This is a genomic window from Nonomuraea sp. N2-4H (assembly GCF_045291505.1).
Taxonomy (GTDB): domain Bacteria; phylum Actinomycetota; class Actinomycetes; order Streptosporangiales; family Streptosporangiaceae; genus Nonomuraea; species Nonomuraea fastidiosa.
In genome coordinates this window covers 1441507-1455431 of record NZ_CP147987.1, presented here as the reverse complement: position 1 = coordinate 1455431, position 13925 = coordinate 1441507, and the positions used below count along the sequence as shown (strand labels likewise).

Below are 13925 nucleotides of genomic sequence, written 5' to 3'. Positions count from 1 at the left end.
GCGATCGTCCCTGGACCGCACGCAGCCACCCCTGGACCGCACGCAGCCGCCCGTGGACAACATGCAGCCACCCCTGGACACCACGCATCCGCCCCTGGACGGCACGAAGCGCCCGTGGACGGCACGAAGCGCCCGTGGGGTCGGCTGGCGACCGCGTCGCCTGGCACCGGGCGACGGACGCGCCCCGAATCGCCTGCCACCGGGCGACGGACGCGTCCCGTAGCGCCGAAGCGCCGGGCCCGAAGGGCTCCAGCGCACGCGCCGTCCGTCGTGGCTCGCGCCTCAGGCCACGGGCATCGCGCCGCCTTCAGTGCGCACCAGAGCCCCCCGTCACGCCGCTTCGGCTGCGTCCGTGGATCGCAGGGCACGACGCGGCGGCACCGCGCCAGATGCGCCGAAGCGCTGGGCTCGACGCGGGCGGATCGCAGGCACCGCACCGTGACGGTCGCCCCCGGCGCCGCAGGCACCACCCCGCACGATCGCTCCCCACACCACAGGCACCGCCGCGCCGCGACTCGCACCGCACGCCAGAGCGCCAAACGCGGCGGGGGCAGATCGGCAGGCACCACCCCGCAACGATCGCTCCCCACACCACAGGCGCCGCCGCGTCGCAACTCGCACCGCACGCCAAGGCGCCAAACGCGGCGGGGGCGGATCGCCGGTCCCGCGCGGTGCCGATCGGGCTGGTTGTGCGAGGTGCGTGGTGCGCGGCCCTCTCCCGAGGCGCGGGGCGCGAAAAGCACCCTGGGGCGCAGGAAGCCACCTTCCGGGACGCGAAAGGCGCTTCGGGACGTGGGAAGCACCCCTCGCGGACGTGGAAAGCACCCCCGGAGCGCAGGCAGCACCCCCGAGCGCAGGCAGCACCCCCAGGACACGAAAAAGCGCACCGCGGGACGCGAGAACCACCCCTCGCAGAGGCGGACAAGACCCTGGAGCGCGGGAAACACGCCCTGGACGCGGGGCGGTCCCAACGCTCGGCAAAGACGAGGCGCTCAGAGGGCGGGTGGTGGGGCGGTGGATTCGCGTTCGATGAGGCGGACGTTGAGTACGGTCGTGACCGAGTCGGCGTCGGGCATCTCGATGCGCTCGTGGAGCCGGCGGACGGCGGTGGCGCCCAGGTTGAAGGTGTCCTGGGAGACGGCGGTGACCTGGGGCGAGACCATGCTCATCCAGGGGGCGTCGTCGAAGGCGACCAGGCTGATGTCCCGTGGTACGGCCAGGCCGCGCTCGCCGATGGCCCGCCAGACGCCTTCGGCGAGGACGTTGTTGGCGGCGAAGACGGCGGTGGGCCGGTCGGGGCCGCTCAGCATGTCGAGGGCGCGGCGGCGGGAGTCGGCGACGTCCCAGCCGGAGGAGACGACGAGGTCGGGGTCGACGGTGATGCCGCCGGCCGTCAGCGCCTCAAGGTAGCCCTGGTAGCGCTCGTAGCCGGTGGTCCAGTCGGTCTCGTCGATGAACAGCGCGATGCGGCGGTGGCCGAGCCCGACGAGGTGGGCGGTGGCGGTACGGGCGCCGACGCGGTTGCCGACCACGACGCCGTCGGTGGAGCCGGCGGCGAACTGGCGGTCGACCTCGACCACGGGGATGCCGTGTGAGGACAGGTAGGTGGAGACGGCGGAGGAGTTGGGGGTGACGATCACGCCGGCGACTCTGAGCGCGACCAGCGCCTCGGCGGCCTCGGTCTCGGTCTCGCCGGACAGGCTCGTGTCGGCGAGCACCATGGTGTAGCCGCGCTCGCGGGCCGCGGCGCTGGCCCCTGCGGCGAGCTCGGCGTAGAACGGGTTGCGCAGGTCGCTCACCAGCACCCCGACAGAGCGGCTGACCTGCTGCTTGAGCGTGCGGGCCATGACGTCGGGCACGTAGCCGAGCTCTTCGGCGGCGCGCAGCACACGCTCGCGCACGTCGCTGGCCGCATATCCGCGCCCGGTGAGGGCCCGGGAGACGGTGGAGCGGGAGACGCCGGCGGCTTCGGCGACATCCTTGATCGTGGGACGGCGGGAACGGCCTGCGGGGGTGCGGCGCCGTTCTACGGTCATCGGTTCCCTTCCGTGACCACGTCGACCAGCGCCTCGGCGTGCTGCCCGAGTCGCAGGTCGCCGATGGTCAGATCGACTGCCAGGCGTACGCGGCGGCGCGGCTCCGCGGGCGCGCCGAGCCGCAGATGCACCTGCTCCATACCCCCTCCGGGCAGCCTAAGCGCCAAAGATCCCGGCTCGCGCCGCCAGCCGGGCGGCACCACCGGCTCGATGGTGGCCACCGCCTTGTCCGGCCACGGGTTGCGCACGGTGGCGGTCAACGTGATCTCGCCGCCCGCGGGGACGCTCGTATAGTACGGCGTCAGCCGGCACAGCACCCCGTCGGCACCGAGATCGAACCGGTCGGAGGGCAGCAGCTCGCGGTGGAGCGCGATCAGCTCCTCACCGCGTTCGGTGAGCATGCGCAGGTAGTCGTCGTCCACCCAGCGGGGCCGCCAGTGGCCGCTGACCATGAGGTCGGGGCGGAGCCGGTTGTAGAGCGCGGCGCTCTTGCGGTAGTCCTCGATCTGGAAGCGGTTCTTGTACTGGAAGTTCAGTATCTCCTGGCGCTCGCCGGGGACGCCGAGGCCGTCCTGCTGGTCGCCGGTGACCAGCACCCGGTGGCCGTCCACCTCGAACGCGTACGCCGCCGCGTACATGGTGTGCCCCGGCAGGTCGTACACCGTGATCTCGTACTCCCGCCAGCGCACGGTCTCCCCCAGACCGAGCACCCGGTCCGACGGGATGGGGTCGAACCACGTGCAGGGCAGGTCGTGGTGGAGCGGCGTGGCCAGGATGGGCGCGATGTGGGACGGCGTCCAGATCTCGGTGCCCTCGACGTCGCGCAGCAGCGGCATGCCGGCGACGTGGTCGTCGTGGTAGTGGGTCGGCACGGCCACCTCGACGGCGGTGACGCCGTAGTGCTCGCGCAGTGCGGGCAGGGAGGCCAGCCAGGGCCGCCGGGCCTCGCGGGCGGTGCTCTTGACCAGGCCGGTGCACATGTCGTAGCCGAAGTCGAAGACCATGGCGGCGCCCGACTCCGACAGCAGCACGTAGCTGTAGGACTGGCTGGACCTGTTCATCAGCAGGTGGGGCGTGATCTCGATGAACGGGTTGGTGAGGAGGCCGCGCAGGTCCCACGGGCGGGGGCGGCGGAAGTCGACGTAGCGCTGCATGGCGGCCGAGAGCCGGGACAGCGCGTCGGCGGGCTCGGTCATCGGGTCGCCGTGGGAGGGCAGCAGCAGGTCAAGGTCTTCGCGCTGGAGCAGCTCGGCGCTGATGACCACCATGGCGGGGCCCTCGTTCTCGGTGTACGACCACTGGGTGGCGGCCAGCGACCACACCTTGCCGGGCGCGTAGATCAGGTCGCCGGTGAAGGCGATCCTGCCGACCACGTAGGTGACCGAGCCGGGCGTGTGGCCGGGGGTGGGCAGCACGCGTACGTCCATGCCGCCGTACCGGGCCGTGCGGTACTCGGGCACCACGCTGGTGATCTCGACCGGCTCCAGCAGCGAGAAGCGGTCGTCGCGCAGGTCGTAGTCGTTGTAGATCTGGCGGCCTGACCACAGCTCGTCGACCTTGTCGAACAGGTCGCGCTCGACCGGCGGCACGTGGATCGCGACGCCCGCGGCCGCCGCGCGGTGCAGCCCCTGCACCTGGTCGCGGTGGTGGTGGGTGACCAGCACGTCGGTGATGCGGTCGAGGCCGAGCTCGTCGAGCAGGTCGAGCACCCGGCCGGAGCCGAAGTCGACGGCGATGCCGGTGCGCTGCCCGTCGGGGCGGTCGGGGGCCTTGATGACGTAGACGTTGCAGGTGTCCTCGACGCGGAGCACCCCGGGCGCGACTTCGGTGACTTCCTTACCCACGGGCCAGGAGTCTATCCGGTATCGTTCCCACAATGGATGCCCTGGAGTGGATTGTCCCCCGTCCGAAGAAGGCCACCATCGGCACCGATCACGTCGTTTTGAGCGGGTGCCGGATCACGGGCGATCCCGCCGCGGCCAGCGCCGTCGCCGTACTCACCGAAACTCTGGGCACCGGCGAAGCCGTGCCCGTCGAGGTGCGGGTGGACGCCGAGCTGCCGCCCGAAGGCTACGCGCTCAGCGCGGGACCGGGCGGCGTGCTGATCAGCGGCGCCGACCCCGCGGGGGCGTTCTACGGCGCGCAGACCCTGCTCGCGCTGCTCGCCGCGCCCTGCGCCGCGCACGCGGCCTGCGTGCCGGAGATCGACGTGCGCGACTGGCCGGACCTGCCGCTCCGGGGCACGATCGAGGGTTTCTACGGCACGCCGTGGAGCCACGAGGAGCGCATGGAGCACCTGCGCTTCTCGGCCAGGCACAAGCTCAACACGTACGTGTACGCGCCCAAGGACGACCCGTACCACCGCGAGCGGTGGCGTGAGCCGTACCCGGAGGAAGAGCTGGCCAGGCTCGGCGAGCTGGTCGCGGAGGCGCGCAGGCGGCACGTGAGGTTCGTCTTCGCGCTCAGCCCCGGCCTGTCGATGGTCTACAGCGACCCGGCCGAGCGGGCGGCGCTGCGGGCCAAGGCCGAGCAGGTGTGGGAGATCGGCGTACGGGAGTACGCGCTGCTGTTCGACGACATCCCGCCCGAGCTGAGCCACGAGCCCGACAAGGCGGCGTACGGCACGGCGGAGGGCGCGAGCGCGAGCGCCCACGCGGCGGTCTGCCGCGACTTCGCGGACAACTTCCTCGCCCCGCGCGGCGCGGACCGGCCGCTGACCATGGTGCCCACCGACTACGCGGGCACCGCTCGCTCGGCCTACCGCGATCGGCTGGCCGCCGAGCTGCCCGCCGACGTGCTGGTCTGGTGGACCGGGTCCGACATCGTCGTGGGCGCGATCACCGCCGGCGAGACGCGGGCGGCGGCCGACTCCTACGGGCACCGGGTGGCGCTCTGGGACAACTTCCCGGTCAACGACTTCGACTTCTCCCGGGTCTTCCTCGGGCCGCTGACCGGCCGGGCGACGGACCTGGACGGCGCGCCGCTGGAGGGCATCACGGCCAACCCCATGGTGCAGGCGGCGGCCTCGCGCATCGCGCTGACGACGGTGGCCGACTACGCCTGGCACCTGGCGGCGTACGAGCCGGGCAGCGCGCACGAGCGTGCGGTGCGGCTGGTGCCGGGCGCGGCCGAGCTGCTGCCGCTGGTGCGGGCCTGCTCGGCCTGGCCGCCCGGCGCGGACCAGAGCCCCGAGCTGACCGCCCTGTGCGCGTCCGTGCTGGAGGGCGGGCCGGACGAGCGGCTGCGGGCCGAGCTGGACCGGCTCGCGGGCCTGCCGACGGACGTGCCGGGGGCGCTGGCGCGGGAGCTGGAGCGCTGGGTGGCGGCCGCCCGCGACATGGCCGCGGCCGGCCTGGCCGCGCTCGACCTGCTGCACGGGGGCCGCACGCCCGAGCAGGTGGCGCAGGCGCTGGCCCGTGCCGAGGAGCACGAGGCGAACGTGCTGCGCCGCGTCATCCCGCCGTTCATCCGCCAGGTCCTCGACCGCGCGGGCGCCTGACGCACGTGCGCCCGCCCCGGGGCGGGATCCCGGGGCGGGCGCTCACGTACACCGGTCAGAGCGAGAGGACCTGGCCGGCCGCCACCAGCTCCTCCTGGAGCGCGGCCACGTCCACGTCCTGCACCGCCTTGCCGCTCCCGGCGGCCTGGGCGGCGGCGAGCCCGGCCGCGTGGCCGAGCATCTGGTACTGGACCTCCATCCGGATGGAGGAGAACGCCACGTGCGAGGCCGACACGCAGACGGGCACGAGCAGGTTCGCGCACTCCTCCCTGCGCGGCACCAGCGCCCGGTAGGGGATCTGGTACGGCGCCACGCCGACCGACAGGTATCCCTCGGTCACCACCATGGGGATGGGGTCGGGGTGCTCGTACACCCAGCGCCAGGTGCGCTGCACCTCGCGGATGTCGAGGTGGTAGGAGCCCATGGCGACCGCGTCGGCGTGCCGCCGCCCCTCGACGAGGTCGTGCTCGGTGAGGTGGACCTCGCCCAGCATGCGCCGCGCCTCGCGGACGTAGAGCTGGTGCGGCAGGTGGCCGGTGTCGGCGAACTCGTCGGGCGGCAGCCCCCAGCGGCTCAGCTCCGCGCGTACCGAGGCGGGCACCTCGGGGTCGTGGGAGAGGAAGTACAGCAGGTCCTGGGCGTGGTGGAGGTGGTGCAGGCGGATGCGCTCGCGCTCCTCGGGCCCGGCGTCGGGGTAGGCCCAGGCGGAGCGGTCGAGCACGCTCAGCGAGAACGGGCCGAGGGAGTTGCCGTCGCACTTGCCGTTCGGCAGGTTCGGCTCCAGGCCGACGAGGCGGCCCGCGCGGGGCTCGTAGCCCTGCTCGCGCCAGTGGCGGAAGAGCCTGCGGCCCAGCTCCCAGTGGTCGTCGTCGTAGCCGGGCCGGCGCTCGAACGGGATGCGGCCGGGCGCGGTGGTCATGCAGACGCGGTAGCCGTACGACATGACGCCGCCGTCCCCCTCCCCCACCTCGGCCATGGGGCCGTCGGCGACCTGCGGGAGCAGCGTGCCGTCGTCCCTGAACGGCGAGATGTACGGCGGGAAGTTGTGCATGCCGGGCATCACCTCGCGCCGCCCGGCGAACCGCTCGCCGTGCAGGGAGCGGTCCTCGCGGCCGACGCGGTAGCCCACCCCGGCGGCGGCCATCAGGTCGCCCTCGTAGCTCGCGTCCACGAAGACGCCGCCCGCGTAGTCGCCCTGCCGGGTGACGGCGGAGAAGATGCGGTCGCCCGAGGTGACGACGGTGCGCAGCGGCGCGTCGAAGACGACCTCGACCCCGGCCCGCTCCAGCCAGGACGAAAAGATCCGCTCGGCGACGTGCGGCTCGGGGCCCGCGTAGTGGCCGGGCGCGACCCCGTACGCGTCGGCGACGGCCTGCCGGAACTCGGCCGCCATGCCGCCGAGCACGCGGACGTCGCCGATGTCGGTGTAGCCGAGCCCGCCCGAGGTCATGCCGCCGACGTGCCTGCCGGGTTCGAGCAGCACGGTGTCCAGGCCGCGCCGGGCGGCGGCCACGGCGGCGCACACCCCGCCCGACGTGGCGCCGTAGACGACGACCTCCGCCTGCCTCACCGCCGCCACCATCGCGCGACCTGGCGCAGGTCGTCGCCGGTGATCGGCTCGCGGCTGTTGTCGATGGACTCGACGTAGTAGAGCGCGGGCACGCCCAGCTCGGGCTGCGCCTGCGCGTACGCGAGCCAGTCGGCCTTGGTCGGCATCGGCCACTGGTCGGTGTCGATGAGGTGGCCGGGCATGGCGTGCGCGGCGACGGCGTGGCGGTAGCGGAGCTGGTCGACGGCGGGCACCGGGTCGCCGGCGGCGTCCAGCTCCAGCACGTCGTTGAGCCTGATCATGTCGCTGACGTCGCCGAAGGCGGGGTGCGGGGTGTGGGTGACCATGAGGGCGTCGGGTTTGACCTGCTTGGCGGCGTCGTACATGGTGGCGAGCAGCTCGTGAAGCAGGGCGAGGCCCCAGGTGGAGCCGTACGTCTTCAGGTGGGAGCCGCTGGGCGACCACTGCGTGAAGTCGATCTTGAATCCGTCGGCGTCGAGGTCGCCGAGGAGCCGCTGCATGATGGCGCGGACCCGCCGCCGGTAGGCGGGGTTCGTCGGGTCGGCGGCCACGGCCCTGCCCGCGGCGTCGGTGATGCACTCCTCGACCGGCAGGCCGTCGGCCGACCAGGCCCGCCACCACAGCAGCACCCGCTGGCCGCGGGCGTGCCTGGCGGCGATCCACTCGCGCAAGTCCGGCCACTTGGTCTCGTCGGGCTCCAGGTTGCCGTAGGTGAGCTGCCAGCGGTCGTCGATGACGATCGTGCCCGGCACCAGGCCGTGCTCCTCCAGCCTGGCCAGCCACTCGTCGTACAGGTCGCGGCGGGAGAGCGTGACCGGCGAGACGCCGTCGGCCCTGGCGCACTGGGCGCCCCAGCCGCAGAAGATCGGCTCGCTCCACCACGCGGCCCGCTCCCCCTTCGGCCCCTGCGGGGCCAGGCCGTGCTCGATCAGGTCGGCCCGGTGGTGGCCGATCGCCTCCCATGGCGAGGCGGCGAGGCGGAGCACGACGGCGGGCGAGGTCCAGGAGCCGTGCACCTCGGTGTGGCACTCGTAGTCGAAGCGCAGCAGCGCGCCGCCGTCCACCGGCTCGTACGCGACCTCGGTGAAGGTCAGATCGGCGATCCCGGCGCGTACGGAGGCGCCCAGCCACGGCCCGTCCGGCACCGCCGTCGCCCCGGACGGCACGTCCTTGCAGAAGGCCAGCACCAGCGGCGGCGGCGAGAAGACGGCGTGCAGCCGGCCTGGTGAGGCGTCGCCGACGACGGTCAGCGCGACCGGCGCGGACACCGGCCGCACCACGCTCACCGGGTGCGCCGGCGTGGGGCTGAACACGCCGTGCGCGTGCACCCCGGAACGGAACACGCCGGACGCGCGCGTGTTGAGCACGGCCCGGCCGCCGAGCAGCGTCACGTCGCTGAGCACGCCGTCGCCCTCGACCCGCACCTCGACCGCGACCGTCTCGGGCGTGCAGGTGAGCCTGACCGTCTTGCTCTGCCACTCGGTGGTGCGCTGGGGGAAGTCGAACACGGCCGCGCCGTCGCGCTCGGCGAGCACGGGCGGCAGCGTCTCGTACGTCTCGTCGCGCCCGCCCCTGGTGCTGACCGAGGACAGCAGGTTGAGCGACATCCACCCTTCGAGCTCGGCGCTGGGGTCGGTACGGGAGACGGTCAGCCGGTAATGGCCGCTGTCGAGGTGGTAGGCGGTGTCGGTGGTGGTGATCCGCATGGGCAGGCTCATCCCTTGCTTCCCGTCGTGGCGATGCCCCTGATGAAGTGCTTCTGGCCCAGGAAGAACAGGATGATCATCGGGATGGTGGTGATGACGCTGGCCGTCATGACGATCTCCCAGTGCCACTCGCCGCCGAAGCCGAACTGGTCGAGCAGCGCCTTCAGCCCGCGCGGCACGGTGAAGGTGCTGGAGTCGCGCAGGTAGATGAGCGGCCGCATGAGGTCCGTCCAGGCGGCCTGGAACTCGAACAGCAGGGTCACGACGACCGCGGGCTTGCACAGGGGCAGGGCGATGCGGGTGAAGATCTTCCAGTTGTTCGCCCCGTCGATCTTGGCGGCCTCGAACGGCTCGCGCGGCAGGCCCATGAAGAACTGCCGCAGCAGGAAGATGTAGAAGGCGCTGCCGAACAGGTTCTGCGCCCACAGCGGGGTGAGCGTGCCGACCGCGCCGAGCGAGTTCCAGATGAGGAACACCGGGATCATGGTGACCGCGCCGGGCAGCATCATCGTCGCCAGCACGATGCCGAACAGGAAGTTCCTGCCCGGGAAGCGGAAGTAGGCGAACCCCCAGGCCACCATCGCGCTGGTGATCGTCACCGCGACCGCCGCGAGCACCGTCACCAGCAGCGTGTTGGCCATCCACAGGCCGAGCGGGGCCTCGTGCCACACCCGGATGTAGTTCTCCAGCGTGAACGTCTCGGGGATGATCCGGTTGTCGAAGACCTCGCTGCGCGGCTTGAAGGAGGCGCTGAGCAGCCAGATGAACGGGTAGATGAACGCGATCGTGAACGCGCCAAGCGCGACCCAGGTCGCGATCTTCGCGGCGCGCCTCATGGGTTACCCCCTTCGTAGTGGACGAAGCGCCTGGTCACCACGATCTGCACGGCGGTGATCGCCATGATCACGATGAACAGCAGCCAGGCGAGCGCGGAGGCGTACCCCATGTGCAGGAACTCGAAGGCCTGCTGGAACAGGTAGATCGCGTAGAACAGCGCCGCGTCGTTGCTGTAGGTGGTGTTGCCCGCGCCGAAGAAGGCGGTGTACGCCTCGGTGAACGACTGCAGGGCGTTGATGGTGTCCACGATGAACAGGAAGAACAGCGTGGGGCTGATCATCGGCACGGTGATGCGGAACAGGCGCTTCCACCAGCCCGCGCCGTCCACGAGGGCGGAGTCGTACAGCTCCTGCGGGACGCCGCGCAAGGCGGCGAGGATGATGACCACGGAGGAGCCGACCGTCCACAGGTTCATCAGCACCAGGCCCGGCTTGACCCAGTCGGGGTCGGTGGTCCAGGCGGGGCCGTCGATGCCGAAGAGGCCGAGGAAGGCGTTGATCAGGCCGTTCTGGCCGTTGAACAGCAGCAGCAGGAGGATGCCGATCGCGACCGGCGGCGTCATCTTCGGCAGGAAGAAGGCCGTGCGGAAGAAGCCGGTGGCCTTGCTGGCGCTGTTGAGCAGCAGCGCCAGCCCGAGTGCGACCACGAGGTGGGTCGGCACCGACAGCACGGAGAACACGAACGTGTTCCACAGCGCCAGGCCGACCTTCGGATCCTCGAAGAGCTGCACGTAGTTGTCGAAGCCGACGTAGTTCGGGTCGTTGATGACGTCGTAGTCGGTCAGCGACAGATATGCGCTGTTGATGACGGGCCATGCGGTGAAGACCAGGAACCCGACGATCCAGGGGCTGATGAACAGCAGCGCCGCCCTGGTCTCCATGAACCGCATGGTCCGCCGTCGCGGTGCTCGGACGTGGGAAGGGGACATCTCAGTTCGTACGCTTCGTCCAGCCGGCCCACGCCTTGTCCAGCGCCTCCTGCGCCTCCTGCTGAGCCTTGTCGAGGGCCGCCTTCGGCTCGTCCTGGCCGTTGAGCACCCGGTTCACCGCGTTCTGCCAGGCGTCCTTGAACTCCTTGTCGGCCGGGTTGGCGGGGAGGCTGAAGGTGTGCTTGTTGGCCTCGTAGAACGCCTTGACGCCGGCGTCCCAGACCTCGCCGCCGGAGGTGAGCATCTTCTCGATCTCGGCGTCGGCCTTGACGTTGCCGGTGAGGATGCCGGTGAACGGCTTGTCCTCGGCCTTGCGCTTCTCGACGCGGGCCTGGGCGGCGGCCTTCCAGGTGTCGACCAGCGTCATGGTCTTGGCGAAGCGGCAGGCGGCGCCGGGGTTCTTTGCGCCCTTGGGGATGGCCCACGCCGAGCCGGAGGAGTAGGCGAGCGGCTTGCCCTCGGGGGTGCGGAAGGTGTCGAAGGCCATCGGCGCCTTGGGCGAGACGTCGTTGAGTACGTTGACGTACCACTGCTCCATCGGCATCGCGCCGAGCGCGTTGGTGGCGTACTGGTTGCCCTTGCCGAAGAAGTCCGCCGAGTCGCGCACGGCCTTGACCTTGGCGAAGCCGCCCTGCGCGTCGTAGATGGAGACGGCGAACTCCAGCGCCTTGACCACCTCGGGGCTGTTGAGCTGGGCGGTCTTGCCGTCGGCCGAAAGCAGGTCGGCGCCGAGCGACTTGGCCCACAGGGGCAGGAACTCGGGCAGCTTGCTGTCGAAGCCGATCACCTTGAGCTTGCCGCCCGACGTCTTGGTCAGCTTCTTCGTCGCGGCGGTGATCTTGTCCCAGTCGGAGCCGTTGACGTCGTCGATGGTCAGTCCGGCCTGCTTGAGCAGATCGGCGTTGGCCATCGTGATCTGGACCTGGTTGAACTCGGGGATGCCGTAGACCTCGCCGCCGAACGTCACCTGGGCGAGAGCATCCTGGTTGTACATCGAGGTGTCGATCTGCTCGCCCTGGACACAGGCGGTCAGGGGAACGATCGCACCTCGTGAGGCGAAAGTGCCGATCTGGTCGCGGTTGGCGTAGATGATGTCCGGCGGGTCGCCGGCCGCGACGGACGACAGGAACTGCTGGATGTCCAGGTCACCCTCGATGAGCTTCACGTCGGCGCCGCCGAGCGCCTTCTTGGCCAGATCGACACGGGTGCTGCCGATCTCGTCGGTCGCGCCGAAGCCCATGACCGAGATCGTGCCCTGGTAGGAGGCAGTGGGGTTGAACTGGCCGGCCGACGAGGTCGGGGCGGCCGCTCCGCCGGTGCCCTTCGCACAGGACGTCAGCGCGAGCGCCAGCGACACGGACAGGACGGACCAGCGGACAAGTGGGGTTCTCATGGGGGTTTCGCCTCCACACTGATCAAGCGGGGCATCAGGCATGCTGATGACGGCCACGTGGCGCCAGGCCAGTGTGGCAACGTTCACACATCTGAGAACGTACCCATACCGCTGAAATCCCGTCAACCACTCCATGCACTGCGTTTCGGTGACGTTAACTACTCCCAGGGTGTGGAACGCGCCACTCAGACGCCCACAACCCCTGCCACGCCGGGGATTCCGCGCACGCGAGAGGGCCCGGCCGGAGAACCGTCGGCCGGGCCCTCGGGTGCAGGCGCCCTGGGGCAGGGACGGGCGCCCCTTCTCGGAGGAGGCGGTTGCCGGTGTCAGCCCCCGATCATCAGTGCTGGCTCGCCTTCTCGGCGCCGACGCCGGTCAGCGAGCGGACCTCGATCTCGGCGTACTTGGCGGCGTTGTACTCCTTGCTGAGGACGGTGCCGATCCAGCCGCACAGGAAGCCCAGCGGGATCGAGATGATGCCGGGGTTGCTCAGCGGGAACCAGGCGAAGTCCGCATCCGGCAGCAGCGCCGTCTTGGTGCCGGAGACCACCGGCGAGAAGATCACCAGCAGCAGGGCGGAGACGAGACCGCCGTAGATGGCCGAGACCGCGCCCGCGGTGTTGAACCTCTTCCAGAACAGGCTGTAGAGGATCGCGGGCAGGTTGCCCGAAGCCGCCACCGCGAACGCCAGCGCCACCAGGAAGGCCACGTTCTGGCCCTGGGCGAGGATGCCGAGGCCGATCGCGATCGCGCCGATGATCAGGGCGGAGACGCGGGCCACCACGACCTCCTGCCGCTCGGTCACCTGGCCGCGCTTGAAGACGTGCGCGTACAGGTCGTGGGCGAAGCTGGAGGAGGAGGCGAGCGTCAGGCCGGCCACCACGGCGAGGATCGTCGCGAAGGCGACGGCGCCGATCAGCGCCAGCAGGATCGTGCCGCCGACGGTGCCGAAGATCTCCTCACCGATGCGTTGTGCCAGCATGGGCGCCGCCGTATTGCCCGCCGCGTCGCCCGCCGCGATGTCCTCCTTGCCGACCAGGGCCGCCGCGCCGAAGCCGAGGACCAGGGTGAGCAGGTAGAAGACGCCGATGATGGCGATGCCCCAGAGCACCGACTTGCGGGCGTCCCTGGCGGTGGGCACGGTGTAGAAGCGGATGAGGATGTGCGGCAGGCCCGCCGTGCCGAGCACGAGCGCGAGGCCCAGGCTGATGAGGTCGATCTTGCCGGCCAGGCCCTGCGCCTCGGTGCCGTACTTCAGGCCGGGGATCAGGAAGCTCTCCGGGTTGCCCTCCGGGCCGCTGGTGGCGGCGGCCTGGCCGAGCAGCGCCGAGAGGTTGAAGCCGAACTTGCCGAGCACCAGCAGCGTCACCAGCGCGGCGCCGCCCATGAGCAGCACGGCCTTGACGATCTGCACCCAGGTGGTGCCCTTCATGCCGCCGAAGACGACGTACACGATCATCAGGGCGCCGACGCCGACGATCGTCCACGCCTTGCCCGCCTCGCCGGTGATGCCGAGCAGCAGGCCGACCAGCGCGCCCGCGCCGACCATCTGGGCCAGCAGGTAGAAGATGCTGACGACGATGGTCGAGACGCCCGCCGCCGTGCGGACCGGCCTGGGGCTCATCCTGAAGGCCAGGACGTCGGCCATGGTGAACTTGCCGGAGTTCCGCATCAGCTCGGCCACCAGCAGCAGCGCCACCAGCCAGGCGACGAGGAAGCCGATCGAGTAGAGGAAGCCGTCGTAGCCGGACAGGGCGATGATGCCGGCGATGCCGAGGAACGAGGCGGCCGACATGTAGTCGCCGCCGATCGCCAGGCCGTTCTGCACGCCGCTGAACGACCGGCCGCCCGCGTAGTAGTCGGCAGCCGTCTTGGTCTGGCGGCTCGCCCAGACCGTGATCGCCAGGGTGGCGGCCACGAAGGTGAGGAAGAGGATCATCCCCAGAGTCGTCGAGC

The 13925-nt window shown here is 71.1% G+C and carries 9 protein-coding genes; 1 reads left to right on the top strand and 8 read right to left on the bottom strand.

Going from position 1 to position 13925, the window contains the following annotated elements:
* Nucleotides 1–992: 992 nt before the first annotated feature.
* Together WBK31_RS06625 and WBK31_RS06620 are read right to left on the bottom strand one after the other, a co-directional pair.
* Nucleotides 993–2036, bottom strand: a complete 1044-nt coding sequence (locus WBK31_RS06625) for a LacI family DNA-binding transcriptional regulator (protein WP_378784295.1) — start codon at nt 2034–2036, stop codon at nt 993–995.
* Nucleotides 2033–3880, bottom strand: a complete 1848-nt coding sequence (locus tag WBK31_RS06620; protein ID WP_364066612.1) for an MBL fold metallo-hydrolase — start codon at nt 3878–3880, stop codon at nt 2033–2035. Before WBK31_RS06620 ends, WBK31_RS06625 begins: the two co-directional genes overlap by 4 nt.
* Before the next feature lie 32 nt (nt 3881–3912).
* Here WBK31_RS06620 and WBK31_RS06615 point away from each other — a divergent pair, with 32 nt between their 5' ends.
* Nucleotides 3913–5535 carry a beta-N-acetylglucosaminidase domain-containing protein gene (locus tag WBK31_RS06615; RefSeq protein ID WP_364066615.1) on the top strand — a complete coding sequence of 541 codons (1623 nt, stop codon included), beginning with the start codon at nt 3913–3915 and terminating at the stop codon, nt 5533–5535.
* A 55-nt stretch (nt 5536–5590) separates the two neighbouring features.
* Here WBK31_RS06615 and WBK31_RS06610 read toward each other — a convergent pair whose 3' ends face one another.
* The 6 genes from WBK31_RS06610 to WBK31_RS06585 all read right to left on the bottom strand — a co-directional run bounded on the left by WBK31_RS06610 (nt 5591) and on the right by WBK31_RS06585 (nt 13908).
* A complete protein-coding gene (locus WBK31_RS06610) occupies nt 5591–7105 on the bottom strand; it encodes an FAD-dependent oxidoreductase (protein WP_364066618.1) in 1515 nt (504 codons plus the stop codon).
* Entirely contained in the window at nt 7102–8811 is a 1710-nt protein-coding gene (locus tag WBK31_RS06605; RefSeq protein ID WP_406674483.1) for a hypothetical protein, read from the bottom strand. Before WBK31_RS06605 ends, WBK31_RS06610 begins: the two co-directional genes overlap by 4 nt.
* 8 nt (nt 8812–8819) lie before the next feature.
* Nucleotides 8820–9647, bottom strand: a complete 828-nt coding sequence (locus WBK31_RS06600) for a carbohydrate ABC transporter permease (protein ID WP_364066624.1) — start codon at nt 9645–9647, stop codon at nt 8820–8822.
* Complete coding sequence (locus WBK31_RS06595; RefSeq protein ID WP_364066627.1) at nt 9644–10528, bottom strand: sugar ABC transporter permease; 885 nt, start codon at nt 10526–10528, stop codon at nt 9644–9646. Before WBK31_RS06595 ends, WBK31_RS06600 begins: the two co-directional genes overlap by 4 nt.
* 49 nt (nt 10529–10577) lie before the next feature.
* Nucleotides 10578–11969 (bottom strand): extracellular solute-binding protein, encoded by a 1392-nt coding sequence (locus WBK31_RS06590; protein WP_364066629.1) that lies wholly within the window; start codon nt 11967–11969, stop codon nt 10578–10580.
* A 340-nt stretch (nt 11970–12309) separates the two neighbouring features.
* Nucleotides 12310–13908 carry a cation acetate symporter gene (locus tag WBK31_RS06585; RefSeq protein WP_378790123.1) on the bottom strand — a complete coding sequence of 533 codons (1599 nt, stop codon included), beginning with the start codon at nt 13906–13908 and terminating at the stop codon, nt 12310–12312.
* Nucleotides 13909–13925: the final 17 nt, after the last annotated feature.

Coding starts and splice junctions, on each gene's coding strand:
- WBK31_RS06625 (WP_378784295.1), bottom strand. CDS start 2,036: ATGACCGTAGAACGGCGCCGCACCCCCGCAGGCCGTTCCCGCCGTCCC.
- WBK31_RS06615 (WP_364066615.1), top strand. CDS start 3,913: ATGGATGCCCTGGAGTGGATTGTCCCCCGTCCGAAGAAGGCCACCATC.
- WBK31_RS06605 (WP_406674483.1), bottom strand. CDS start 8,811: ATGCGGATCACCACCACCGACACCGCCTACCACCTCGACAGCGGCCAT.
- WBK31_RS06600 (WP_364066624.1), bottom strand. CDS start 9,647: ATGAGGCGCGCCGCGAAGATCGCGACCTGGGTCGCGCTTGGCGCGTTC.
- WBK31_RS06595 (WP_364066627.1), bottom strand. CDS start 10,528: ATGGAGACCAGGGCGGCGCTGCTGTTCATCAGCCCCTGGATCGTCGGG.
- WBK31_RS06590 (WP_364066629.1), bottom strand. CDS start 11,969: ATGAGAACCCCACTTGTCCGCTGGTCCGTCCTGTCCGTGTCGCTGGCG.
- WBK31_RS06585 (WP_378790123.1), bottom strand. CDS start 13,908: ATGATCCTCTTCCTCACCTTCGTGGCCGCCACCCTGGCGATCACGGTC.